The sequence below is a fragment of the Rhodococcus ruber genome (assembly GCF_016804345.1).
Taxonomy (GTDB): Bacteria; Actinomycetota; Actinomycetes; order Mycobacteriales; family Mycobacteriaceae; genus Rhodococcus; species Rhodococcus ruber.
This window is the reverse complement of record NZ_CP044211.1, coordinates 4,505,578-4,529,312: the sequence shown is the minus strand read 5'-3', so window position 1 is coordinate 4,529,312 and position 23,735 is coordinate 4,505,578. Positions and strand designations below refer to the sequence as shown.

The 23,735-nt window shown below is 72.1% G+C and carries 22 protein-coding genes; 8 read left to right on the top strand and 14 right to left on the bottom strand.

The genetic code is table 11. The features are described 5' to 3' along the window. The first annotated feature begins 164 nt into the window (after nt 1–164). Nucleotides 165–587, top strand: a complete 423-nt coding sequence (locus tag F1734_RS20810) for an NUDIX hydrolase (RefSeq protein ID WP_010592216.1) — start codon at nt 165–167, stop codon at nt 585–587. Between the two features lie 11 nt (nt 588–598). Here the strand turns inward: F1734_RS20810 and F1734_RS20805 are convergent, their stop codons facing one another. The 6 genes from F1734_RS20805 to F1734_RS20780 form a co-directional block, all read right to left on the bottom strand. Beyond that, nucleotides 599–1,765: a hypothetical protein gene (locus tag F1734_RS20805; RefSeq protein ID WP_119699960.1), complete on the bottom strand. Its 1,167-nt coding sequence runs from the start codon at nt 1,763–1,765 to the stop codon at nt 599–601. Between the two features lie 2 nt (nt 1,766–1,767). Further along, nucleotides 1,768–3,945, bottom strand: coding sequence for an AAA family ATPase (locus F1734_RS20800; protein WP_040270749.1), 2,178 nt, complete (start codon nt 3,943–3,945; stop codon nt 1,768–1,770). A 21-nt stretch (nt 3,946–3,966) separates the two neighbouring features. Further along, nucleotides 3,967–4,818, bottom strand: coding sequence for a CDP-alcohol phosphatidyltransferase family protein (locus F1734_RS20795; protein ID WP_003937424.1), 852 nt, complete (start codon nt 4,816–4,818; stop codon nt 3,967–3,969). A 59-nt stretch (nt 4,819–4,877) separates the two neighbouring features. Further along, on the bottom strand, nt 4,878–5,591 hold the full coding sequence (locus tag F1734_RS20790) for a phosphatidylserine decarboxylase (protein WP_010592213.1): 714 nt from the start codon (nt 5,589–5,591) through the stop codon (nt 4,878–4,880). Nucleotides 5,592–5,665: 74 nt separating this feature from the next. After that, the gene (locus F1734_RS20785) at nt 5,666–6,133 is read right to left on the bottom strand and encodes an SRPBCC family protein (protein WP_010592212.1); all 468 of its coding nucleotides are present in this window, start codon (nt 6,131–6,133) and stop codon (nt 5,666–5,668) included. Between the two features lie 54 nt (nt 6,134–6,187). Further along, entirely contained in the window at nt 6,188–6,688 is a 501-nt protein-coding gene (locus F1734_RS20780) for a DUF1707 SHOCT-like domain-containing protein (RefSeq protein ID WP_010592211.1), read from the bottom strand. Between the two features lie 123 nt (nt 6,689–6,811). On the opposite strand from F1734_RS20780, the gene F1734_RS20775 reads away from it, so the two are divergent. Together F1734_RS20775 and hutH are read left to right on the top strand one after the other, a co-directional pair. Then, the gene (locus F1734_RS20775) at nt 6,812–7,471 is read left to right on the top strand and encodes a PadR family transcriptional regulator (RefSeq protein ID WP_238424000.1); all 660 of its coding nucleotides are present in this window, start codon (nt 6,812–6,814) and stop codon (nt 7,469–7,471) included. Between the two features lie 133 nt (nt 7,472–7,604). After that, on the top strand, nt 7,605–9,152 hold the full coding sequence (gene hutH, locus F1734_RS20770) for a histidine ammonia-lyase (RefSeq protein ID WP_203010996.1): 1,548 nt from the start codon (nt 7,605–7,607) through the stop codon (nt 9,150–9,152). A 3-nt stretch (nt 9,153–9,155) separates the two neighbouring features. Here hutH and F1734_RS20765 read toward each other — a convergent pair whose 3' ends face one another. From F1734_RS20765 to hutU, 4 genes are read right to left on the bottom strand one after another with little or no spacing between them, the layout of a single operon-like run. After that, nucleotides 9,156–10,394: an NAD(P)/FAD-dependent oxidoreductase gene (locus F1734_RS20765; protein ID WP_203010995.1), complete on the bottom strand. Its 1,239-nt coding sequence runs from the start codon at nt 10,392–10,394 to the stop codon at nt 9,156–9,158. 37 nt (nt 10,395–10,431) lie between these two features. Continuing rightward, nucleotides 10,432–11,427 (bottom strand): formimidoylglutamase, encoded by a 996-nt coding sequence (hutG, locus tag F1734_RS20760; protein ID WP_064066787.1) that lies wholly within the window; start codon nt 11,425–11,427, stop codon nt 10,432–10,434. Then, nucleotides 11,424–12,608 (bottom strand): imidazolonepropionase, encoded by a 1,185-nt coding sequence (gene hutI / locus F1734_RS20755; RefSeq protein WP_203010994.1) that lies wholly within the window; start codon nt 12,606–12,608, stop codon nt 11,424–11,426. Before hutI ends, hutG begins: the two co-directional genes overlap by 4 nt. Before the next feature lie 4 nt (nt 12,609–12,612). After that, nucleotides 12,613–14,295, bottom strand: coding sequence for a urocanate hydratase (gene hutU / locus F1734_RS20750; protein ID WP_048772219.1), 1,683 nt, complete (start codon nt 14,293–14,295; stop codon nt 12,613–12,615). Between the two features lie 198 nt (nt 14,296–14,493). Between hutU and htpG the strand changes: the two genes are divergently transcribed. The 4 genes from htpG (at nt 14,494) to groL (ending at nt 19,810) form a co-directional block, all read left to right on the top strand. Further along, complete coding sequence (gene htpG, locus F1734_RS20745) at nt 14,494–16,425, top strand: molecular chaperone HtpG (RefSeq protein WP_048772221.1); 1,932 nt, start codon at nt 14,494–14,496, stop codon at nt 16,423–16,425. A 105-nt stretch (nt 16,426–16,530) separates the two neighbouring features. Further along, on the top strand, nt 16,531–17,307 hold the full coding sequence (locus F1734_RS20740; protein ID WP_010592202.1) for an HAD-IIA family hydrolase: 777 nt from the start codon (nt 16,531–16,533) through the stop codon (nt 17,305–17,307). 100 nt (nt 17,308–17,407) lie between these two features. Beyond that, nucleotides 17,408–17,935 (top strand): DUF6764 family protein, encoded by a 528-nt coding sequence (locus F1734_RS20735; protein WP_010592201.1) that lies wholly within the window; start codon nt 17,408–17,410, stop codon nt 17,933–17,935. Nucleotides 17,936–18,184: 249 nt separating this feature from the next. Beyond that, a complete protein-coding gene (gene groL, locus F1734_RS20730; RefSeq protein WP_010592200.1) occupies nt 18,185–19,810 on the top strand; it encodes a chaperonin GroEL in 1,626 nt (541 codons plus the stop codon). A gap of 467 nt (nt 19,811–20,277) precedes the next feature. Here groL and F1734_RS20725 read toward each other — a convergent pair whose 3' ends face one another. The 4 genes from F1734_RS20725 to F1734_RS20710 form a co-directional block, all read right to left on the bottom strand. Continuing rightward, the gene (locus F1734_RS20725; RefSeq protein ID WP_029539851.1) at nt 20,278–21,267 is read right to left on the bottom strand and encodes a bile acid:sodium symporter family protein; all 990 of its coding nucleotides are present in this window, start codon (nt 21,265–21,267) and stop codon (nt 20,278–20,280) included. A 113-nt stretch (nt 21,268–21,380) separates the two neighbouring features. Further along, a complete protein-coding gene (locus F1734_RS20720; RefSeq protein ID WP_003937438.1) occupies nt 21,381–21,587 on the bottom strand; it encodes a PspC domain-containing protein in 207 nt (68 codons plus the stop codon). An 85-nt stretch (nt 21,588–21,672) separates the two neighbouring features. Continuing rightward, nucleotides 21,673–22,056: a phage holin family protein gene (locus F1734_RS20715; RefSeq protein WP_048772226.1), complete on the bottom strand. Its 384-nt coding sequence runs from the start codon at nt 22,054–22,056 to the stop codon at nt 21,673–21,675. 94 nt (nt 22,057–22,150) lie between these two features. Further along, the gene (locus tag F1734_RS20710) at nt 22,151–22,585 is read right to left on the bottom strand and encodes a PASTA domain-containing protein (protein WP_238423998.1); all 435 of its coding nucleotides are present in this window, start codon (nt 22,583–22,585) and stop codon (nt 22,151–22,153) included. A 111-nt stretch (nt 22,586–22,696) separates the two neighbouring features. Here F1734_RS20710 and F1734_RS20705 point away from each other — a divergent pair, with 111 nt between their 5' ends. Further along, nucleotides 22,697–23,728 (top strand): patatin-like phospholipase family protein, encoded by a 1,032-nt coding sequence (locus tag F1734_RS20705; protein ID WP_010592196.1) that lies wholly within the window; start codon nt 22,697–22,699, stop codon nt 23,726–23,728. Nucleotides 23,729–23,735: the final 7 nt, after the last annotated feature.

Genomic DNA, 23,735 nt, shown 5'->3' with positions numbered 1-23,735 from the left:
GCAGGGGACGATGCCCGAACTGCGCGGAACCGGGAAAGCCCCGGCACACGCGCTGCCGTGCAAATGGACAAATCGGATTGGCCCGAAGTCTACCGGCATCGTTCGCAACGTTGCGAACGGACCGTCGACGCCCAGGCGTCCGCCTCCCATCGTAGAGTCCCTCCATGCCCGACACCGGCTCGATCCGTACCGCCGCGCTCGCGTACGTCCGTGACGGACGCCTCTTGCAGACCCGTTCCGTCGGCAAGACCACCTTCTACATGGCGGGCGGCAAGATCGACCCCGGCGAGACGCCCGAGCAGGCCCTGCACCGGGAGATCCGCGAGGAACTCGGCGTCGACCTCGTCGACGGCACCGTGGCCGAGGTGGGGATCTTCGAGGCCGACGCGTTCGGCCATCCGCCCGGCACCCGACTGCACATGACCTGCTTCACGGCCGAACTCGCCGGCGAACCGCGTCCGGCGGCGGAGATCGCCGAGCTCGGCTGGTTCACGGTCGCCGACTACGCCGCCCTCCCCGAGGTCGCGCCGGGCTCGATGCTCGTGTTCGAGCACCTGCACGCCCTCGGTCTCGTCCGGGCCCGGTGAGAGCGGCGACGTCAACCCCGGCAGCGCCAGGCACACACCGCGCCGGTTGCGACCAGCGCACCGGTGAGCATCCGCTGGTCGGCGGGTAGGGCCGCCACCGCGGCGACCGTGGCCGCCGCGAACGGCAGCGCCAGACCCATCGCGGCGACCGGCGCCGCCCGCGGCAGCGCCGCTCCCAGCGCGAGACCGGTACCCGCGGCGACCAGTGCGACGCGCACCAGCAGCTGCGGGCCGTCCGCCCCGACGCCCGGCCACAGCGCAACGGTCAGCGTGACGATCAGGGCCACCCCCAGTCCCAGGTCGACCCGCGGCACCCGCCACGCCAGCGCCGCTCCCGCCGCGACGGCCAGCAGCCCGGTCGCGGGCACCCACGCGGACACTTCCGTCCCGGCGAGATCGTCGACGAGCGGGTACGCCGCGGCCGTCGCCCCGAGCGCGGCGACGGGGAACCGGCCGTCCGCGAAGGGCAGGACACGCGCGACGGCCTCGACGCCGAGCACCGTCGCGGCGAGCGCGCCGACGGCGACCGGCCACATCCACGCCCCTGCCGCGTGCTCGCCCACCCAGCCTCCGAGCACGTGCAGACCGACGACGAGCACCGCGGTCGCTCCGACCGCGACGATCGGCAGCCGGGCATCCGGCCGCTGCACCCGGGCTCCGGGCCCCGCGACGAGCGCGGCGAGCACCACGGCTCCGGCCCCGACGGCGAGCGGCCACTGCAGCGGCGACGGCAGCGCCGACGACTGCAGCGACGTCCCCGTCGGACCGGCGACGAGGAACACCGCCCACGTCCCGGCGACCACCGCCCACTGCCCGATCGGTTCCCCCCACGCCGCGGCGACCGCCGCCCCCAGCAGGATCCCGGCCGCCCCCGCCCCGGTCAGGTCCAGCGCGGTGAGGGTGTCGACGTCGGCGGCCGGCACCGCGAAGCGCACCGTTGCGAGCACCACCGTGCAGCCGGTCGCCAGCAGCCACGCCGTGCGGCGCGAGCCGGAGCGTTGCAGCCCCGCGACCGCCAGCACCGCCGCCACCGCGAACACGATCGGTGCCGCCGCGCTGCCGGTGCCGGCGGGGAGCGCCACCACGTCCGCCGACACGGCGAAGCCGGCGAGAGCGCCCGCACACAACGCCGCGAGCCCCGCGACGGGTTCGTCCACCCGCACCGTCACCGCCGGCATCGTCAGCGTCCCTCGGCGTAGGCGCGCAGGTGTTCGACCTGTGCGGGGTCCAGCGAGGGGCGCACCGCCTTCCGTGCCGTCGCCACATCGTCGGCGGTGACCGCCGCGGCGTCCACGCTGCGGCGCATCGCCGCGAGCGCCGCCTCCCGCAGCAGCGCCGCACAGTCCGCCGCGGAGTACCCGTCGAGGTCGGCGGCGAGGGCGCCGAGGTCCACGTCGTCGGCCAGCGGCACCGACCGGCCCGCGGTGCGCAGCACCGCCGCGCGGGCCTCGGCGTCCGGCGGCGGCACGAACACCAGCCGCTCGAGCCGGCCGGGGCGCAGCAGAGCCGGATCGATCAGGTCGGGCCGGTTGGTGGCGCCGAGCACCACGACATCGCGCAGGGGTTCGACCCCGTCGAGTTCGGTGAGCAGCGCGGCCACCACCCGGTCGGTGACCCCGGAGTCGGAGCTCTGCCCGCGCCTGGGGGCGAGCGCGTCGATCTCGTCGAGGAACACCAGTGCCGGTGCGGAGTTGCGGGCCCGCTGGAACAGCTCCCGCACGGCCTTCTCCGAGGCACCCACCCACTTGTCCATCAGCTCGGCGCCCTTGACGGCGTGCACGCTGAGCTGTCCCGAGCTGGCCAGTGCCCGCACCAGGAAGGTCTTGCCGCACCCCGGGGGCCCGTAGAGGAGCACACCGCGTGGCGGCTCGACGCCGAGGCGCGCGAAGGAGTCGGGGTGCTGCAAGGGCCACAGCACCGCCTCCGTGAGCGACTGTTTGGTGTCGACCATGTCGCCGACGTCGTCCAGAGTGACGCTGCCGATGGCCAGCTCCTCGGTGCCCGACCGCGACAGGGGGCGGATCACCTCGAGGGCACCGAGCAGGTCGTCCTGGGTCAGCTTCGGCTCGGTGTCGTCGCGACTCGCCCGCGCCGCCGCCCGCAGGGCCGCCTCCCGGCACAGGGCGGCCAGGTCGGCGACGACGAAGCCGGGTGCGCGGGCGGCGACGGCGTCGAGGGCGAGGTCGCCGGTGGGCACCCGGCGCAGCAGCACGTCGAGGAGGGCGCGGCGGGTGGCGCCGTCGGGCAGCGGCAGGGCCAGTTCCCGGTCGCAGATCTCGGGGGACCGGACCCGCGCATCCACCTCGGTGGGGTGGGCCGTGGTCGCGACGAGCGCAACCCCGACGGTGTCGACGGCGCGGCGCAACTGGTCGAGGATCAGCGCCGACACCGGTTCGGGGTCCGCGGGCAGCAGGGCATCGATGTCGGTGACCAGCAGGACCCCGCCGGCGGCCAGGTCGGCGACGGCGGCCGTGACCCGGCGCAGCCGGTCGTCGGCGGCGGTGGCGCCCACCCCGGGCCCGTCGAGTTCGACGACGCGACGGGAGGCGAGCACCGCGCGGGCGAGGGTGGCCTTGCCGACCCCGGCGGGCCCGGTGATCAGCACCCCGAGGTGGGGGGAGGCGCCGAGGGTGCGCAGCAGTTCGGGCTCGTCGAGGGCCAGCTTCAGCCACTCGGAGAGCTTGCCGGCCTGGGTCTGCACGCCGACGAGGTCCTCCACCGGTGGCGGCGGCGGTGCGGGAGCCGGGGCCCGGACCGACCGCACGGCGTCCGGGGCCTCGGCGACGAGTCGTCCGGCCGGGGCGCTGCCCCAGCGCACCGCGGTGTTCGGCTGCACGCTCACCGGTGCACCGGGGTCGACGGCGGTGACGGTGAGCAGTTCCGTGGTCCAGGCGATCCCGAACGTGCGGGACAGCGTGCGGGTGGTGGGGGCGGTGCTCGTGCCCGGTCCGAGGTCGCGGGGCAGCAGGGACACCGCGTCGCCGACGGTGAGGACCTTGCCCAGCAGTGCCTGACGCAGCGTGACGTCGTCGATCGTGTGGGTGGCGAGCGCCGATCCGGTGACCGCGACGGTGCGGGCGCCGCGGACGACGACCGGGCCGACGAGGACGGTGGCGTCCTCGCGCAGCCCCACGTTGGACAGTGTCACGTCGTCGAGCAGGATCGTGCCGGTGGGGGTGCCGGCGGGGGCGAGGCCGGCGACGGCCGCGGTGCGACGCCCGCCGATCAGGCCGATCGCATCCCATTCGCGCAGGCCCAGCGCGGTGAGCACCTCCGGGTGCACGCGGACCACGCCGCGGCGTGCATCGGCCGCGGAGGTGTTCAGACGGACGGTCAATGCGAGTTCGGGGCTGCTCACCCCGCCGAGCCTAGAGCGTCGTCAGCGTCCGCGGGGGCGGCGCAGACCGAGCCGCGCGGCGGACTGCCGGGGCTGGGGGGCGCGCCGGATCCCGACCCGGCGGGGCCGCAGGGCGCGGTGCTCGGCGCGCAGGGCGCGCCGCTCGGACGGTTTGATGTTCCAGGTCTCCGGACGCGCCGCCACCCAGCGCTTGGAACGGACCGCGAACGGGATGTGCGCCAGGTACAGGCCGACGAGGACGAGCATGAGCACGTACGGGTAGGTGACCAGCGCGGCCGCCGCGACCGCCACGAGTACCAGCAGGACCACCGCGTAGCGCGGCGGGACGGACACCGACTTCATCGCCAGGGTCGGGATCTGACTGACGACGAGGGCGGCGGTGAGCAACGTCCAGACGGCCACCACCGGGTAGGAGTCCCACCAGCCGTCGCCCCACTGGACGTGCGCGGCGACCGGTGCCAGGGCGACGAGGGCACCGGCGGGGGACGGCACGCCGACGAAGTACTCGCGTGCGTACGCGGGCACCGTGTCGTCCTCGAGCAGCGTGTTGAACCGGGCGAGGCGCAGCACGATGCTGACCGCGTACAGCAGGGCGACGATCCAGCCGAAGGGGCTGCCGTCCAGCAGCGTCACGTACAGCACGAGGGCCGGCGCCACGCCGAACGCGACGGCGTCGGACAACGAGTCCAGTTCGGCGCCGATCTTGGTGGTGGCGTCGAGCAGGCGGGCGATGCGCCCGTCGAGGGAGTCCAGCACGGCCGCCGCACCGATCATGCCCAGCGCGGTGCCCAACTGGCCGTCGAGGGCGAACTTCACCGCCGACAGGCCGGCGGAGAGCGCGAGGATCGTGATGACGCTCGGCAGCAGCCGCACGGCCTGCGGACGCCCGCGGCGTCTGCGTTCCGGGGCTGCCTGGGATGCTGCGGACCGGCTCACGGGAGCTGAGCGATGACGGTCTCGGCGCCGATCGTCTTCTGCCCGCGCTCGACGAGGAGAGTGCTGCCCGGGGGCAGATAGGTGTCGACGCGGGAACCGAAACGGATCAGGCCGTAGGTGTCGCCGATCGGCAGCGTGTCACCCACCTGGGCGTCGCACACGATGCGGCGGGCGAGCAGCCCGGCGATCTGGACGACGGCCACGTCGGCTCCGTCGCGGGTCTCGAGCAGCATGCTGTTGCGCTCGTTGACTTCGCTGGCATCGGCGAGATCGGCCGAGAGGAACTGCCCCGGCCGGTGCACGACCTTGGTGACGGTGCCGCCGACGGGACTGCGCTGGACGTGCACGTCCAGCACGGAAAGGAAGATGCTCACCCGCGGCCGTGGTTCGGTACCCATCTCGAGTTCGGCGGGTGGCACCGCCGTGTCGACGAGGGCCACCTCCCCGTCGGCGGGCGCCACGACGACGCCGACCCGGTTCGGCGGCACCCGGTGCGGGTGCCGGAAGAACCCGGCGGTGGCGGCGGCCGAGACGAGGCCGGCGCGACGGATCCACTTGCGGTTGCGGCCGAGCGCCGCGACGGCGAGAGGCGCGGCGACGAAGGGGATGCCGGCCGGGTGGAGCGGTGGAATCGTCTTCCGGACCAGTTCGAGTACGTGTTCGACGCTGGTGGGCGGTGGGGTTCCGGGGGGTGTGGGCTTTCGGGCCACGGCTCCTCTTAGTGTCGCGCGGTGTGACCCGCGGGCGTGCGGCCCGCGGGCTCTCACAGCCTACGCGAGGAGGGTCACCGGGCGAGGGCCGCGCCCTCCGCCTCCCGCTTGATGCGCGCGAGGGTGGCGTTCATGCCGACGACCATGTCGTCGTCGAAGGCGGTGGCGCCACCGAGAACCTTGTCGATGAGGAACTGCGAGACCTTGCTGGTGCCGTTGGGGGCTTCCCGCCTCTGGGTCACACGGGTGCCGGTCTGCGTCGGTTCCAGAGCGAACGACCAGACGGTGCCGTTCTCCGCGACCCGGAAGCGGAGCAGGCGGCCCGGCTCGAACGAGAGCACCTTGGCGGTGGTGGGCCACACGAGCAGGCCCTTGCGGTTGATGTTGATCGTCTTGGTCCCCGCGCCGACGGGTCCGCCGAGGACGACCATCTTCCGGCACTGCGGGCTCCGCTCGCCCATCCGCTTCAGGTCGGAGATCACCTGCCACACCTGCTGCGGCGATGCGGTGATCTCGACGGTGGCTTCGAGGGTCTTCGACACGGGGGTCCTCCCTGATCCTTCGCGTAACCGCGAGTTACAAGTAATTCCCGTCGATCATAGCCGAGTTTGTGATGCGCACCACCGGAGGGTGTGCCGTCCGCCGAGGCCGGGGCCCCTCGGGAGGGTGGTGCCCTCTCGGCCGGCGAGCGTTCGGCCGAGCAGTACCAGTCCCCACGGTCCGATCACCCAGATCGGCCACGGGTACACCGTCGCGCCGACGGCGATCGACACGATCGACCAGATCACGAGGTTGATCGTCCCGGCTGCAGCCCACGCCGCCCATTCGATCCGCTGATGCGCGGGGAGCCGGGGGGCTGCGGTGCGGGCGGGGGTGCGAGCGGGGGCGCGGACGGGTGCGGGGGCGGGTGGGGGTGCCGTGGGAAGGTCGCTCAGCACGCGGCGCGCCTCGTCGGTGGTGACGGATCGGTACACCGCTCCGACGCGCTGGTCGAACTCGCCGATCGTGAGCCGGCCGGCGGTGAGGTGCCGGCCCAGCTCGTCGACGAGGCGTTCACGTTCGGAGTCGGAGATGCGGATGCCGTCGGCGTAGTCCATCGCTGCCTCCCGGAGGGGTCGAAGCGACCGAGGGTCTGCGGATGGAAGTTCCACAATGGAAGGTCGCTATCACCATGGTGGATATGCCACAGTGGAATGTCAACCCCCTGGAAGGTGCCGAATATGGCCGATCGCCCGTCCGAGGCCCCCGCCCGTCCGCACGAGGCCACTGCGGCTCGTCCGCTCGAGGCCACCGCGGCGCGCCCGCTCAAGGCCACCGCGGCGCGTCCGCTCGAGGCCACCGCGGCGCGTCCGCTCAATGCCACCGCGGCATCGCTGCTGGGATTCCTGCACGAAGGGCCGAAGACGGGGTGGGACCTGGTGGTGACCGCGCAGGAGCGGATCGGGAAGTTCTGGTCGATCACGACCAGCCAGGTGTACCGCGAACTCGCCGCGATGGAACGGGCCGGTCTGGTCGAGGCCGGCGAGGTGGGCCCGCGCGACCGCAAGCCGTTCGCGCTCACCGGCGCCGGCCGGGCCGCGTTCGCCGAGTGGATCGAACGCGAACCCGGGCCGGAGAACATCCGCTACCCGCTGCTGCTCACCGTCGCGTTCGGCAGGCACCTGCCCCCCGGCAGGCTGGCCGAGATGCTCGCCGTTCACCGTGTCGCCCACGAACGCCGGCTCGCCGACTACGAGCGCGCGGCCGCCGAGTGCGGTGCGGACCCGTACTCGTCGGCGACCCTGGACTTCGGCATCGTCTACGAACGAGCCGTGCTCGAGTGGTTCGACCGGGTCGAGGGCTCGTTGGGGGGCGGACTCGTGAACCCGGACGTCGTGTGAACCCGAGGCAGGCGACCGCGCCCCCGATCGAACCGGACCTGCCTCGGTCACCCGGCCGGCCTTGCCGCCGCGATTCCGCGGCGCACCGGCCGGTGCCCGGGACACAATCCGGATAGCGCGTATCGATCGGGAGGTGACCGTGGCCGGGGAGGTCGTCGTCGGGGTCGGTCCCGTCGCCGCGGACGACGTCCTGCGCGTGGCGCGGTCCGGTGTGCCGGTCCGGATCTCCGCGGAGGCGCTCGCCCTCGTCGGCGCCGCCCGCGCAGTGGTCGACGCGCTCGCCCACGACCCCCGGGCCGCGTACGGCATCACCACCGGCTTCGGCGCGCTCGCCACCCGCCACATTCCGCCGGAATCACGAATCGATCTGCAGCGCAGCATAATCCGATCCCACGCCGCCGGGACCGGCCCCGAGGTGGAACGGGAGGTGGTCCGCGCGATGATGCTGCTGCGCCTGTCGACCTTCGCCACCGGGCACACCGGGGTCCGTCCCGGGACGGCCACGGCCTACGCCGCGATGCTGAATGCGGGCATCACCCCGGTGGTGCCCGAGCACGGCAGCCTCGGCTGCTCCGGGGATCTCGCGCCCCTCGCCCACGTGGCCCTCGCACTCACCGGCGAGGGCGACGTCCGCGACGCCGCGGGCAGGCTCGTACCGGCCGCACAGGCTCTCGCCGCGGCGGGCCTCGATCCCGTCGTGCTCGCCGAGAAGGAAGGACTCGCCCTCGTCAACGGCACCGACGGGATGCTGGGCATGCTGGTCCTCGCGTGCCACGATCTGCGCGCCCTGCTGCGGCTCGCCGACGTCACGGCCGCGATGAGCACCGAAGCGCTGCTCGGCACGGACCGGGTCTTCGCCGCCGACCTGCACGCCCTGCGGCCGCACCCCGGCCAGGCGGTGGCCGCCGCCAACATGACCCGGCTCCTCGCCGGTTCCGCCGTCGTGGCCAGCCACCGCACCCCAGACTGCCCGGTGGTGCAGGACGCCTACTCGCTGCGGTGCGCCCCGCAGGTCGCGGGAGCGGCCCGCGACACCCTCGCCCACGCCGAGCAGGTCGCCGGGCGCGAACTCGCCTCCGCGATCGACAACCCCGTCGTCACCGGCGACGGCCGGATCGAATCGAACGGCAACTTCCACGGCGCCCCGCTGGCGTACGCCCTCGACTTCCTCGCGATCGTCGTCGCCGACGTCGCGAGCATCAGCGAACGCCGCACCGACCGGCTGCTCGACGTGGCCCGCAGCCACGGCCTGCCGCCGTTCCTCGCGCACGACCCCGGCGTCGACAGCGGGCACATGATTGCCCAGTACACCCAGGCCGCGCTCGTCGCCGACCTCAAACGCCTCGCCGTGCCGGCCAGTGTCGACTCCGTTCCGTCGTCGGCCATGCAGGAGGACCACGTGTCGATGGGCTGGTCCGCTGCCCGCAAGCTGCGCCGCAGCCTCGACGCACTGACCCGCGTCCTGGCCATCGAGGCCCTGACCGCGGCGCGCGCCCTGGACCTGCGTGCCCCGCTTGCTCCGGCGCCCGGGACCGGCGCTGTCGTCGCCGCACTCCGCCGGTACGTGGCCGGGCCCGGCCCGGACCGGCGGCTCGGTCCCGAGATCGACGTCGCGGTCCGGCTCGCCGCGAGCGGGGAACTCGTCGCCGCGGCGGAGGCGGCAATCGGGGCGCTGGACTGATCGTCAGCGCAGCGGATCGAAGTGCCGCAGGACCGCCGCCGGCGTACCGGTCATCGCGTCGGCCAGCAGCCGCCCGGTCAGCGGGCCCAGCGCCACCCCCCACATGCCGTGACCGCCGGCGACGAACACACGCGCCGAGCGGGTCCCCCCGACCAGTGGCAGACCGTCCGGGGTGCAGGGACGCGAGCCCACCCATTCCTCCGTGCGGGCGGACCAGTCGATGCCGGTGAGCAGCGGCCGTGCGGCGTCGACGATGGCCTGGATCCGGCGCGGGTCGAGCGGGGCGTCGGGCCGCCGGAACTCCATCATCCCGGCGATGCGGAACCGGTCGTGCAGCGGCGTGCACGCGACCCGCTGGGCCGGGAAGTAGATCGGGTTCTTCGGCAGGTCCGCCGGGCGCACGCTGAAGCTGTACCCGCGGCCGGCCTGAACCGGCGTCCGGACCCCGAACGGCCGGAGCAGGTCGGTCAGCCTGGCGCCGGTGGCCAGCACCACCGCATCCGCCGCCCGGTCCGTGCCGTCGGTACCGACTACCCGCACACCCCGGGCGTCGTCCCGGACCGCCTGCACCTCGCATCCGGTGACGACCGCACCGCCGCGGTCACGCACCGAGTCCGCCAGTGCGGCGACGAACCGCGGCGGATCGACGAACCGCTGCCCCCGAAGGCGGATCCCGGCCCGCACCCCGTCGCCGAGCAGTGGTTCCAGAGTGCGGATCGTGTCCCCGTCGAGCAGGTCGAAATCCACCTCGCCGCCGGCCGCGGTCACCTGCTGGAACTCCTCGACGAGGACGCGACGGTCGTCCTCGGACGCGAACGCGGCCAGGAACGGATCCGCCGGGCGGGTCTGTTCGACGACACCGCCGCGGGCCAGATCGTCGTAGGCGCCCAGCGCGCTCCGGTTCACCTCGGCGAACACGGTCATCGCCGCCCGCCACCGGCGGGGGGTGCAGTGCCGCGCGAAGCCCACCAGGAACCGCCACAACCGCAGGTCGACCGCGGGCGGCACGTACACGGGCGACGACGGCGTGAGCATCGATCGGATCCCGTACCGCAGCACCGCCGGTTCCGGCAGCGGCAGCGTCAGCGCGGGCGCCAGCCAGCCGGCGTTGCCCCACGACGCATCCGCCGCCACCCCGGTCCGGTCGAGCACCGTGACCTCGACGCCGCGCTCCTGCAGGAACCACGCCGTCGACAGGCCGGCGAAGCCCGCCCCGACGACGACGACCCGACGAATCGCCATGACGCACTCCCGATCTCGAGGTACCCCATCACCTCCATCATGGACCGCCGGCGGGTTCGGTGCCCGCGAACCGAGGGTGGCCGTCGTCCGGCCGGCCCGTGACGATCCGGTGGATCAGCCGCGCCGCCGCCCGCGCCGTCCGCCCGTCGACGTCGAAGGCCGGCGCCAGTTCGGCGACGTCGACGAGCGCGAGCCGGCCGCTGCGCGCCACGACGTCGCACACGTGCTGCACCACCTCGAACGCGACCCCGCAGGCCGCCGGGGCGCTCACCCCGGGCGCCACCCAGCCGGGCAGCACATCGAGATCGATCGTCAGATGCACCGCGTCCAGCTCGCGGACGAACTCCTCCACGAACGTCTCCACGACGGGCAGGTTCGTGGCGCGGCACTCGTCGTCCAGCAGGTACCGCGCCCCGATCGCGTCCGCGGCGGCGAACAGCGCGGCCGTGTTGCTCGGCTGCGCGATGCCCACTACCGCGTAGCGCAGCGACCGGCCCTGCTCGCGTTCGCGCTCGGCCATCTGCCGGAACGGGGTGCCCGACGTCGCGACGGGCGCGGCCCGCAGGTCGAAGTGCGCGTCCAGGTTCAGCACGCCCCACCGGGCCCCGGCCCGCGCGGCCGCGGACCCCGCCCAGCCCAGGTAGCTGCCGAAGGCGACCTCGTGCCCGCCGCCGAGAACCACCACCGCGTGCTTCGCGTCGAGCAGCGCGGCGACCGCGGCACCGAGACGGCGCTGCCCGTCGTCGAGGGCGCCGCCGCGCACCTCGATGTCACCGGCATCGTGGATGACGGCCGGCGCGGGCAGCGCCAGCGACGCCAGGGCGCGCCGCAACGCGACCGGCCCGTCCACCGCGCCGGCCCGCCCCTGGTTGCGGCGCACGCCCTCGTCACTGCGGAATCCGATCAGGACCTGAGCCCGCGCCGCGTCCGCCGGCAGCGGCGAGACCACGCCGTGCCAGCGCAGGTGTTCGACACCGGGCCCGTCGTCGCGGCCCGTCCACGGCACCGGCGGCACGTCGACCGGAATCGTCACATCAAAAGTCCCTCCAGCCAGACCTCACGGATCAGCTGCACACCCGGCCGATACGCCAGGTGCAGATACGACGGGGCGTCCAGCGCGATCAGATCTGCCCGTGCGCCCTCCCGGACGACGCCGACGTCGGTGCGGCGCAACGCCGCGGCGCCACCGGCGGTCGCCGCACCGACCGCCTCCTCCGGGCTCATGTGCATCTCACGCACCGCCAGCGCGACGCAGAACGGCATGCTCGTCAGGTACGAGGTGCCGGGGTTGCAGTCGGTGGCCAGGGCGACGGTCACGCCCGCGTCCAGCAGTGCCCGCGCGTCCGGATACCGGTTGCGCGTGCAGAAGTCGGCGCCCGGCAGCAGCGTCGCGACCGTGCCGGAACCGGCGAGCGCCGCCACGTCCGCCGCCGTCGTGTACGTGACGTGGTCCACCGACGCCGCGCCGAGCTCCACCGCCAGCTGCACGCCGGGCCCGGGACCGAGCTGGTTGCCGTGCACCCGCGGGGTGAGGCCGTGCGCCATCCCCGCCTGCAGCACGGCCCGGCACTGATCGGCGTCGAACGCGCCCCGCTCGCAGAACACGTCGATCCACCTGGCGTGCGGAGCGCACGCGGGAACCATCTCCTCGCACACCAGCCGGACGTAGTCGTCGGGGCGGCCCGCGAACTCCGGCGGCACGACGTGCGCGGCGAGCAACGTCGTCTCGGGTGTGTACACCTCGGCGATCTGCAGGCTGCGCAGTTCGTCGGCGACGGACTGGCCGTACCCGGACTTGCACTCGACCGTCGTCGTCCCGGACCCCCAGCCCTCCGCGACGAGCCGCGACGCCGTCGCCGCGAGCGCGCGATCGGTCGCCGCGCGGGTCGCCGCGATCGTCGTGGCGATCCCACCGGCCGTGTAGGGCACACCGGCCATCCGGGCGGCGAACTCCTCGGCGCGCTCACCGGCGAACACGAGATGGGCGTGACTGTCCACGAACCCGGGCAGCACGGCTCGGCCCTGCAGGTCGTGCCGGGTCCCGGCGGCGCCCTCGGGGATCCGTGCGCTCGGCCCCACCCACCGAACCAGACCCTCGCCGACGACGACGGCGGCGTCGACGAGCACCCCCAGCGGGCCCCGGCCCAGCTCCGGGTCGTTCGTGACGAGGCAGCCGATGTTGTCGAGCAGGGTCCAGTTCCGTCCGGGCGACATGGCGTCAGCTCTCCCGCATCGGGATGCGCAGTCCGCGACGCGCCGCGACCTCGGTGGCCCGGGAATACCCGGCGTCGGCGTGCCGGAGGACGCCGGTGCCGGGGTCGTTCGTCAGCACCCGCTCGAGCTTGCGCGCGGCGAGGTCGGTGCCGTCGGCGATGCACACCTGTCCGGCGTGCAGCGACCGGCCGATACCGACCCCGCCGCCGTGGTGGATCGACACCCACGATGCCCCGGACGCCGTGTTGACCAGGGCGTTGAGCAGCGGCCAGTCGGCGATCGCGTCCGAACCGTCGGCCATCGCCTCGGTCTCGCGGTACGGCGAGGCGACCGACCCGGCGTCGAGGTGGTCCCGGCCGATGGCGATCGGAGCGGAGAGCTCTCCGGCGGCGACCATCTCGTTGAACCTCAGGCCCGCCCGGTCCCGTTCGCCGTAGCCGAGCCAGCAGATGCGGGCCGGCAGCCCCTGGAACGGCACCGCGCGTCCGGCCAGCGTGAGCCATCGGGCGAGATGCTCGTTCTCGGGGAACAGTTCGAGCACGGCGCGATCGGTGGCGGCGATGTCCGCGGGATCGCCCGACAGCGCGACCCACCGGAACGGTCCGCGGCCCTCCTCGAACAGCGGACGGAGGTACGCGGGGACGAAGCCGGGAAACGCGAACGCCCGGTCGAAGCCGCCCTTGCGGGCCTCGTCGCGGATGGAGTTGCCGTAGTCGAACACCTCGGCGCCGCGATCGAGGAACCCGACCATGGCTTCCACGTGCCGGGCCATCGACCGGCGGGCCTGCTCGGTGAACCACACGGGGTCCTTCGCCGCGAGGGTGGGCCACTCCTCGACCGTCACCCCGCGCGGCAGGTAGGACAGCGGGTCGTGGGCCGAGGTCTGATCGGTGACGATGTCGATCGGGGCCTGCATCGCGAGCAGCTCCGGCACGACGTCGGCGGCGTTTCCGACCACTCCGATCGAGCGTGGTTGCCGCGCATCCCGTGCCGCGAGCGCCTCGGCCAGCGCCGCTTCGACGCCGTCGGCCTTGGTGTCGAGGAAGCCCTGCGCGAGCCGGCGGCCGACCCGGGCCTCGTCGACCTCGACGCAGATCGCCACACCCTCGTTCATCGTGATCGCCAGCGGCTGCGCCCCGCCCATGCCGCCCAGGCCCGCGGTGAGGGTGACCGTTCCGGCGAGAGTGCCCCCGAACCGCGCGCGGGCGACGGCCCCGAACGTCTCGTAGGTTCCCTGCAGGATGCCCTGCGAGCCGATGTAGATCCAGGACCCGGCGGTCATCTGCCCGTACATCGTCAGTCCCAGCGCCTCCAGGCGGCGGAACTCCTCCCAGTTCGCCCAGTCGCCGACCAGGTTCGAGTTGGCCAGCAGCACGCGCGGTGCCCACTCGTGGGTGCGCAGCACCCCGACGGGTTTGCCGGACTGCACGAGCAGCGTCTCGTCGTCGCCGAGGGTCTCGAGGGTCCGCACGATCGCGTCGAATGCGGCCCAGTTGCGGACCGCCCGGCCGGTGCCGCCGTAGACCACCAGGTCGTCCGGCCGTTCGGCGACGTCGGGGTCGAGGTTGTTCATCAGCAGTCGCAGCGCGCCCTCCTGCTGCCAGCCCCGGCACCGCAACCCGGGGCCGCGCGGGGCGCGCACGGGCCGCGGTCCGGGCCCGGGGGAGGGGGTTGTTCCGGTGGCCATGGGGCCTCCTCTCGACACCGGCGCGCCTTCGCCTCACTCCATGACACTGCGGTGGAGCACCCCACGACAACAGGTCCGGGCGGATGTGTCGGATCCGAGACCGAGTGCCGCCCGCGGCCCGGGCGCGGCCCCTTGGAACAGTGGACCGGACCGGTCGTACGATTTCGTCGAACGTTCTGCTGTCGAAGGGAACCATCCATGACTACGGGTATCGAACAGCTCGAGTTCCAGGCGGAGACTCGTCAGCTGCTGGATCTGCTGATCCACTCGGTGTATTCGAACAAGGACACCTTCCTCCGGGAACTCGTCTCCAACTCGTCGGACGCGCTGGACAAGCTCAAGCTCGAGGCATTCCGCAACAAGGACCTGCAGGTCGACACCTCGGACCTGCACATCGAGATCGAGGTCGACAAGGAGCAGCGCACCCTCACCGTCCGCGACAACGGCATCGGCATGTCGCGGGACGAGGTGGTCGACCTGATCGGCACCCTCGCGAAGTCGGGCACGGCGGAACTGCGGCGCAAGCTGCGCGAGGCGCAGGAATCGGCTGCGCCGGCAGAGCTCATCGGGCAGTTCGGCGTCGGCTTCTACTCGACCTTCATGGTCGCCGACAAGGTCACCCTGCTGACCCGCAAGGCAGGGGAGCACGACGGCACCCGGTGGGAGTCGAGCGGTGAGGCGACGTACACGATCGAGACGGTCGAGGGCGCACCCCAGGGCACGTCGGTGACGCTGCATCTCAAGCCGGAGGACACCGAGGACCACCTGTTCGACTACACGGCCGAGTGGAAGATCAAGGAGATCGTCAAACGCTACTCGGATTTCATCGCGTGGCCGATCCGGATGCAGGTCGAACACACCGAGCCGGCCGAGGGTGAGGGGTCCGTCGCCGAGGTGGTCCGCGAGACCGAGACCCTGAACTCGATGAAGGCGCTGTGGGCGCGCTCGAAGGACGACGTCTCCGCCGAGGAGTACAACGAGTTCTACAAGCACGTCAGCCACGCGTGGGACGAGCCGCTCGAGGTCATCCCGATGAAGGCCGAGGGCACGTTCGAATACCAGGCGCTGCTGTTCATTCCGTCGCAGGCGCCGTTCGACCTGTTCATGCGTGAGCGCAAGACCGGGATCCACCTCTACGTCAAGCGCGTGTTCATCATGGACGACTGCGAGGAACTGGTCCCGGAGTACCTGCGCTTCGTCAAGGGCGTGGTCGACGCACAGGACCTGTCGCTCAACGTCTCCCGCGAGATTCTGCAGCAGGACAGGCAGATCCGCGCGATCCGCCGGCGGCTCACCAAGAAGGTGCTGTCGACGATCAAGGACATGGCGGCCACCGAGCCGGAGAAGTACCGGACGTTCTGGTCGCAGTTCGGCCGGGTCCTCAAGGAGGGTCTGCTCTCGGACTTCGACAACCGCGACACCCTGCTCGCCGTGTCCTCGTTCGAGTCCACGCACAGCGAGGACGCGACGACGACGCTCGCCGAGTACGTCGCGCGGATGCAGGAGGGCCAGGACGAGATCTTCTACATGACCGGCGAGTCCCGGCAGCAGATCGAGAGTTCGCCGCACATGGAGGCGTTCCGCGCCAAGGGGCTCGAGGTGCTGCTGCTCACCGACCCGGTCGACGAGATGTGGGTGGGGTCCGTCCCCGAGTTCGAGGGCAAGCGGTTCCAGTCGATCGCCAAGGGTGAGGTGGACCTCGGTACCGAGGACGAGAAGAAGGCCGCGGAGGCCGAGCGCGAGGAGCGGGAGAAGGAGTACGCCGGCCTGCTGTCGTGGCTCGGCGAGACGCTCGACGAGCATGTGAAGCAGGTGCGGTTGTCGTCGCGGCTGACCACGTCGCCCGCGTGCCTCGTCGGCGACACGTTCGCCATGTCGCCCACCCTCGAGCGGATGTACCGGGCGTCGGGCCAGCCCGTCCCGCACACCAAGCGCATCCTCGAGCTCAACCCGGACCATCCGTTGGTCACGGCCCTGCGCGACGCGCACGCTCAGCGCGCCGACGATCCGACGCTCGGTGAGACCGCCGAATTGCTGTACGGCACCGCGCTGCTCGCGGAGGGCGGCGAACTCGACGACCCGGCGGCGTTCGCCCGCCTGCTCGCCGATCGCCTCGCGCGCACGCTGTAGCCGCTCACCCTTCCGGCCGAATGTCACATCGCGTCGATCCGATCGACGCGATGTGACATTCGGTCCGTGGGCGGCGGGGGCGGGGCGACCCGATAGGCTCGCACCATGGCCGGTGTGGACGGGGTGTTGTTCGATATCGAGGGCGTGATCGTGACGTCGTGGGTGCCCGTGCCGGGCGCCGCCGAGGTGCTCGCCGGGCTTCGTGAGCGCGGCGTGCATCGGGCCTTCCTGACCAACACCACGTCGCGGACGTGTGCGCAGATCGCCGAGACCCTCTCCGGCCTGGGCATGCCGGTCGAACCCGCCGAGATCGTGACGGCCGCGTCCCTCACCGCCGAGTATCTGCGGCAGACCTACCCGGACCGGCGCTGCTGGGTGCTCAACCACGGCGACGTGGAGGCGGACCTCGCGGGCATCGTGCGCGACGAGGACGATCCCGAGGTGGTCGTGCTGGGCGGGGCCGGGCCGGAGTTCAGTCACCGCGCCCTCAGCCGTGTCGCCGAACTGATGCTCGACGGGGTGCCGGTGGTGGCGATGCACCGCGGCGCCACGTGGCAGGCCGCGGACGGGTTGCACATCGACACCGGCGTCTACCTGCCGGGTCTCGAGGAACTGAGCGGGCAGACCGTCGTCGCGGTCGGGAAGCCGTCGATGCGGGGCTTTCTCGCCGCGGCCGAGCTGATGGGCACCGAACCGGACCGGATGGCGGTGGTGGGCGACGATCTCCACGCCGAGGTCATTCCGGGCCAGCGCCTCGGTATGACGGGAATCCTGGTGCGCACCGGCAAGTTTCGGCAGTCGGTGCTCGATCTCGCGGTCGAGCGTCCCGACCGGGTGATCGATTCGGTGGCCGACCTGCCGGAGCTGCTCGACACGCTCTGAAGACCTCTCGCTCCGGAAGGGTCCGGCCGGTACCCTCGCGCCGGGGGAGTCGCCCCCGTCCGCAGTATCCGAGCCCCGGCCCAGCGCAGAGGAGACCTTGTTGTCCATCCGATCCATCCGTGCCGTCGTAGTCCCCCGCCGTCTCCTCCGGGCCGGTGTGGTCGCCGCTCTCGGTGTCGCATCGGCGGCCCTGCTCGGCGTGGGCACCGCCGCGGCGGCACCGGTGACGTGCGTGTCGCCGCCGTCGGCCAACGAGATCCTGGTGTCCGACGCCGCGAGCTGCGGTGCGACGGCCACCGAGGGCGGCACGGCCCACTCCTTCGCCTCCGAGAGCGGCACCGCGGTGTCGTCGGCCCGGACGGCCGGCGCGGCCGAAGCCCGTGCGACGGGCTTCGGGACGGCCTTGAGCGGCGCCGGGGACGGTGGCCGCGCCTACGCGTACGCCCTCGGCGGCGGGCTGAGCCATTCCTCGGCCCAGGGCCCGGTGACGACGGTGTCCGTCGCCGGCTGGGGTTCGGGGGCGACGGCCGATCCGACCGGCGTGACCTGCGTCGGTCCGCAGTCGTTCGCGGTCAACACGGCCACCGGCCAGTGGTGCGCCGTCGGCGTCGGTTCCACGCGTCGCTGAGCCCACCCCGGACCGGTCCTGCACGACGAGGGTGGCGGGTGCTCCAAACCTTGCACTCGCCACCCTCGAGTGCTAAGAATGCTCTTGGCACTCGCAACACGTGAGTGCCAGGTCGGGACGGTGAGGCCGGGAATATCGACACCCCTGGTCGTCCGTCGCGGGCACTGCTTCCGGCCGAAGGCGTACATGGGGCGACCCGACGAGCGGTCGCCCTGCGTGTCACCCCCATATCCGGAGGATCACTTCGCAATGGCCAAGATCATCGCGTTCGACGAAGAGGCCCGTCGCGGCCTCGAGCGGGGCCTGAACAGCCTCGCCGACGCTGTCAAGGTGACGTTGGGGCCCAAGGGTCGCAACGTCGTGCTCGAGAAGAAGTGGGGCGCCCCCACGATCACCAACGATGGTGTGTCCATCGCCAAGGAGATCGAGCTCGAGGACCCGTACGAGAAGATCGGCGCCGAGCTGGTCAAGGAAGTTGCCAAGAAGACGGACGACGTCGCGGGTGACGGCACCACCACCGCCACCGTGCTCGCCCAGGCGCTGGTGCGCGAGGGTCTGCGCAACGTCGCTGCCGGTGCGAACCCGCTCGGTCTCAAGCGCGGCATCGAGAAGGCCGTCGAGGCCGTCACCGCCAAGCTGCTCGACACCGCCAAGGAGGTCGAGACCAAGGAGCAGATCGGCGCCACCGCCGGCATCTCCGCGGGCGACCCCGCGATCGGTGAACTGATCGCCGAGGCCATCGACAAGGTGGGCAAGGAAGGCGTCATCACCGTCGAGGAGTCCAACACCTTCGGCCTCCAGCTCGAGCTGACCGAGGGTATGCGCTTCGACAAGGGCTACATCTCGCTGTACTTCGCCACCGACGCCGAGCGTCAGGAGGCCGTGCTCGAGGACGCCTACATCCTGCTCGTGTCGGGCAAGATCTCGACCGTCAAGGACCTGCTGCCGCTGCTGGAGAAGGTCATCCAGTCCGGCAAGCCGCTCGCGATCATCGCCGAGGACGTCGAGGGCGAGGCCCTGTCCACGCTGGTCGTCAACAAGATCCGTGGCACCTTCAAGTCGGTCGCCGTCAAGGCCCCCGGCTTCGGTGACCGTCGCAAGGCCCAGCTCGCCGACATCGCCATCCTCACCGGTGGCGAGGTCATCAGCGAAGAGGTCGGTCTCTCCCTCGAGACCGCCGGCCTCGAGCTGCTCGGCCGTGCGCGCAAGGTCGTCGTCACCAAGGACGAGACCACCATCGTCGACGGTGCCGGCGACGCCGACGCCATCGCCGGTCGCGTGAACCAGATCCGTGCCGAGATCGAGGCGTCGGACTCGGACTACGACCGCGAGAAGCTGCAGGAGCGCCTGGCCAAGCTGGCCGGCGGTGTCGCGGTCATCAAGGCCGGCGCCGCCACCGAGGTCGAGCTCAAGGAGCGCAAGCACCGCATCGAGGATGCCGTCCGCAACGCCAAGGCTGCGGTCGAGGAGGGCATCGTCGCCGGCGGCGGCGTCGCGCTGCTGCAGGCCGCTCCGGTTCTGGACGACCTGAAGCTCGAGGGTGACGAGGCCACCGGTGCCAACATCGTCAAGGTCGCCCTCGAGGCTCCGCTGAAGCAGATCGCCTTCAACGCCGGCCTCGAGCCCGGCGTCGTCGCCGAGAAGGTGCGCAACCTGCCCGCCGGCCACGGCCTCAACGCCGCCACGGGCGAGTACGAGGACCTGCTGGGCGCCGGCATCAACGATCCGGTCAAGGTCACCCGCTCGGCGCTGCAGAACGCGGCGTCCATCGCGGCCCTGTTCCTGACCACCGAGGCTGTCGTCGCCGACAAGCCGGAGAAGGCCGCCGCTCCCGCCGGCGACCCGACCGGCGGCATGGGTGGCATGGACTTCTGATCCACCCCCGACCGTCTTCGAGGCCCGGTTCCACTTCGGTGGGGCCGGGCCTCGTGGCGTCGGTCGTTCGGGTGATTTCTCCGATTTCCGCGTTCTCGGGTCGTCGACTCTTGTAACAATGGCGTCGCGGCCGTACTTCCAGGACCGCGCATCCGTGACACGGACGAAATCAAGGAGGAGTCGCCATGGGATCTCTCGCGGACATCATCGGCTGGGTGCTCGAAAACTTCGATCTGCTGGAAGTTCTGGACTCGCTGAGTGCAGACGACTAGCGGCCACCCACGACCTGGACGGAGAAGATCATGATCGGCAGCCTGCTCGACCTCATCACGCCCATCCTCGAACTGATCGCCGACCTCGGCTCGGGCAGCGCGGACTAGTCCCGGCCCGAGAGCACACCCGAATCGCAGCCGCAGCGCCGGGATCTCCCGCCGCTGCGGCTGCGTTCGTGTGAGGTGCCGACCGGGTCAGACCGCGACGGCCGGGGCGGCCGCGCGCTTCGCCAGCCGCGCCGCGATCGCCGCGCACACCAGCAGCTGGATCTGGTGGAACAGCATGAGTGGCAGGACGATCAGTCCGATCGGTTGGCCCGGGAACAGGACCGTCGCCATCGGCAGGCCCGTGGCCAGGGACTTGGTCGAACCGCAGAACAGGATCGTCGCGCGGTCCTCGTAGGCGAAGCCCAGGCGCGGTGCGCCGAACCACGTGAGCGCCAGGACCAGGGCGAGCAGCACGAGGCACACACCCGCCAGGGCGAGCAGCCGCCCGAGCGACAGGCTCGACCAGATGCCCTCGTTCATGCCGCGACTGAACGCGACGTACACGACGAGCAGGATCGAGCCGCGGTCGACGATCTTCAGCGGCCCGCCGTGCCTGCCGACCCATCCGCCGATCCAGCGGCGCAGGAGCTGGCCGGCCAGGAACGGGACCAGCAGCATGAGCACGATGTCGAGCACCGCGGAGGCACTGAACGTCACGCCCTGCGTGGTCATCGTCAGCGCGACGAGCAGCGGCGTCACGACGATGCCCAGCAGGCTCGAGGCACTGGCGGAGACGACCGCACCCGCGATGTTGCCGCGGGCCACGGAGACCAGCGCGATCGACGACTGCACAGTCGACGGCAGCAGGCACAGGTAGAGGACCCCGAGATACAGCGGTTCGGTCAGTACGGTCGGCACCAGCATCTTCGTCGCCAGCCCGAGCAGCGGAAACAGCGCGAACGTGGTGGCGAGGATCGTCAGGTGCAGGCGCCAGTGCCGGAGGCCCTCGAACGCCTCACGCGTGGACAGTCGCGCCCCGTAGAGGAAGAACAGCAGACCGATGGCGATCTTCGCAGCCCACGTGAAGATGTTCAGGGCCGTGCCCGAGGCCGGCAGCAGTCCCGCGACCGCGACGGTGGTGAGGATGCCGACGAGGAACGGGTCGAGGCGACCGAGCACGGGAATCCTGGAGAACATGAGTCGACGCTAGGACACCGCCGGGACGAGCCGACACCCGGTGTGGGAAGCGTGCACCCTCTCCGGCGTCCCGGAGCGGGTGCATGCTTCCTGGAACGGGTGCAGGCTCGCGGTCACTCCGGCAGCAGCATCCACAGTGCCAGGTAGACCAGGGCGGCGCCGCCTCCGGTCACGAACGCGGCGACCACCACGCCGGCGCGGACGAGGTTGACGTCGATGCCGAAGTACTCGGCGAGGCCGCCGCACACACCGCCGAGCATGCGCTGCGAGCGGGACCGGGCGAAGGGACGGGGAGCGGGGGTGTTGTTCTCGAATGTCATGCGACAAGAGTGCCGCCACGGGCCTGCCGGTCGCATCGGGTGACGCCCCGATTCCTACCCTGATCTTTCGTCTCGGGGTGTGTCCTCAGCGCTTCTGGGCAAGCGTCTTCTTGAAGACCACCAGGGGCAGCAGCATCCGGGCGACCAGCGCGACGGCCCACACGATCACCGTCGCGAGGATCCAGGTCGCCGCGCCACTGATCTGCAGTCCGTCGCTGACGAGTGAGGTGACGATCAGCGCGACCAGCGTCGAGACGAGCGCGCTGCTGCCCAGGAGCGCCGGGGTCTTGGTGACCGCCAGCTGGCGCAGCAGCGGGTCGACGAGCATCGCCGTCACGGTGAACAGGGCGACGGCGATGACGAAGGCGACGCCGTCGAGCGACATGCCGGGCAGGACCCAGGCGCCGACGAGCAGCGCCAGGGCATTGGCGAGCAGTGCGACGACCGCGGACGCGAGCAGACGGACCATGCGAGGAGAGTAGCCTTCCCGGCCGGGTCGGTGAACCGGAAAGACGATCGGGCGGGCCGGAATCCCGGCCCGCCCGATCGTCGGCGAGAACTCGTCAGTTGCAGACCACCGTCAGGCCCACACCCCGCCAGAGCGGCGTCTCGACACGTTCGAACTCGTTCTTCTCGTGGTTGTACTGCATGTCGACCTCGGTGCGGTAGCCCCGGTCGCGCTGCCCGGTGACGTGGCAGTGGCCGGACGCCGTGCCCGCGCGGTTGACCACGCCGTACGGCACGCCCTGCGCCTCGAGCGTGGCCCGGGCGCTCTGTTCGCTCATGCCGACCACGTTCGGGACCGGCCGGGTCGCAGCCTGGGCCGCCGCCGTCCCGGCGCCCAGGAGCACCGCCGTCCCGGCGCCCAGCAACACCGCCGTCCCGGCGCCCAGCAGCACCGCCGCGGTGCACACGGCGGCGACCGAGGCGCGTATCGAACGTCCTGCGCGGTGCGCGGTTTCGGGTACGACGAGAGAACTGCTCGAAGTGGATGTCATGCCTTCGAGCGTGCCGGGCGCAGGACCCGCTCCACATCGGGTGACGCCCCGATCCGCACCCTGAACTTTCTTCTCGGGGTGCGCGCCGACGATGCTCCGTAGGATCTGGGAATGGCCGGACCGACGCGGGTGGCGCTCGCCCTGGGCAGCGGGGGTGCCCGCGGCTACGCCCACATCGGTGTGATCGAGGCGCTCGAGGAACGCGGACTCGAGATCGCCGGCGTGGCGGGCTCGTCCATGGGCGCGCTCGTGGGTGGGTTGTACGCGGCCGGCAGGCTCGACGACTACACCCGCTGGGCGACGTCGTTGACGCAGCTCGACGTGCTGCGGCTGCTCGACGTGTCGCTGTCCGCGCCGGGCGCCATCCACGCCGAGAAGATCCTCGACAAGGTGCGCGAGATCCTCGGCGACACCCCCATCGAGGGGCTGCGGATCCCGTACACGGCCGTCGCGACGGACCTGGCCGCCGGACGATCCGTCTGGTTCCAGCGCGGCCCCGTCGACGTGGCGATCCGCGCGTCCATCGCGATTCCCGGCGTGATCACCCCGTACGTGCTCAACGGGCGGGTGCTCGCGGACGGCGGGATCCTCGATCCGCTGCCGCTCGCCCCGATCCTCGCCGCGGGTGCCGACGTCACCATCGGTGTCAGTCTCGGGGCCGAGGAACGCGACGTCGACGGCGGCGCCCCGGCCCACGCGAGTGCGGAGCCGCGACCGGTCGACGAGTGGATCGGCCGATTCCGCCGCAGCGCCGCGCAACTGCTGGAGCGGGACGTCGTCCGCTCGATGGTGGGTCGTTTCGGCGGTGGGCCGGGGGCGCGCAGCGACGCCGCGGAGGACGTGGCATCCGAGGACGCCGAGGTCGTCGACGATCCGGTCCCGGTCCCGAAGCTGAGCCGTTTCGAGGTGATGAACCGCTCGCTCGATCTGATGCAGTCGGCCCTGGCCCGCTACCAGCTCGCCGGGTACCCGCCGGACGTGCTCATCCGCATCCCCCGCAAGTCGGGTCGCAGTCTCGACTTCCACCGCGCGGCGGAGATGATCGCGCTCGGCCGCAGCCTCACCGAGTCCGCCCTCGACGCCGCGGGACTCGGGACCGCGCCGGCGGCCGAACCGCCTGACCCGGACACCGGAACCGCCTAGGCTGAGC

What these genes read in the sequence shown, in the direction of transcription:
- F1734_RS20810 (WP_010592216.1), top strand. Translation starts at nt 165, where the DNA reads ATGCCCGACACCGGCTCGATCCGTACCGCCGCGCTCGCGTACGTCCGT.
- F1734_RS20805 (WP_119699960.1), bottom strand. Translation starts at nt 1,765, where the DNA reads ATGCCGGCGGTGACGGTGCGGGTGGACGAACCCGTCGCGGGGCTCGCG.
- F1734_RS20780 (WP_010592211.1), bottom strand. Translation starts at nt 6,688, where the DNA reads ATGGACTACGCCGACGGCATCCGCATCTCCGACTCCGAACGTGAACGC.
- F1734_RS20775 (WP_238424000.1), top strand. Translation starts at nt 6,812, where the DNA reads ATGGCCGATCGCCCGTCCGAGGCCCCCGCCCGTCCGCACGAGGCCACT.
- F1734_RS20765 (WP_203010995.1), bottom strand. Translation starts at nt 10,394, where the DNA reads ATGGCGATTCGTCGGGTCGTCGTCGTCGGGGCGGGCTTCGCCGGCCTG.
- hutI (WP_203010994.1), bottom strand. Translation starts at nt 12,608, where the DNA reads ATGTCGCCCGGACGGAACTGGACCCTGCTCGACAACATCGGCTGCCTC.
- hutU (WP_048772219.1), bottom strand. Translation starts at nt 14,295, where the DNA reads ATGGCCACCGGAACAACCCCCTCCCCCGGGCCCGGACCGCGGCCCGTG.
- htpG (WP_048772221.1), top strand. Translation starts at nt 14,494, where the DNA reads ATGACTACGGGTATCGAACAGCTCGAGTTCCAGGCGGAGACTCGTCAG.
- F1734_RS20740 (WP_010592202.1), top strand. Translation starts at nt 16,531, where the DNA reads ATGGCCGGTGTGGACGGGGTGTTGTTCGATATCGAGGGCGTGATCGTG.
- groL (WP_010592200.1), top strand. Translation starts at nt 18,185, where the DNA reads ATGGCCAAGATCATCGCGTTCGACGAAGAGGCCCGTCGCGGCCTCGAG.
- F1734_RS20725 (WP_029539851.1), bottom strand. Translation starts at nt 21,267, where the DNA reads ATGTTCTCCAGGATTCCCGTGCTCGGTCGCCTCGACCCGTTCCTCGTC.
- F1734_RS20720 (WP_003937438.1), bottom strand. Translation starts at nt 21,587, where the DNA reads ATGACATTCGAGAACAACACCCCCGCTCCCCGTCCCTTCGCCCGGTCC.
- F1734_RS20715 (WP_048772226.1), bottom strand. Translation starts at nt 22,056, where the DNA reads ATGGTCCGTCTGCTCGCGTCCGCGGTCGTCGCACTGCTCGCCAATGCC.
- F1734_RS20710 (WP_238423998.1), bottom strand. Translation starts at nt 22,585, where the DNA reads ATGACATCCACTTCGAGCAGTTCTCTCGTCGTACCCGAAACCGCGCAC.
- F1734_RS20705 (WP_010592196.1), top strand. Translation starts at nt 22,697, where the DNA reads ATGGCCGGACCGACGCGGGTGGCGCTCGCCCTGGGCAGCGGGGGTGCC.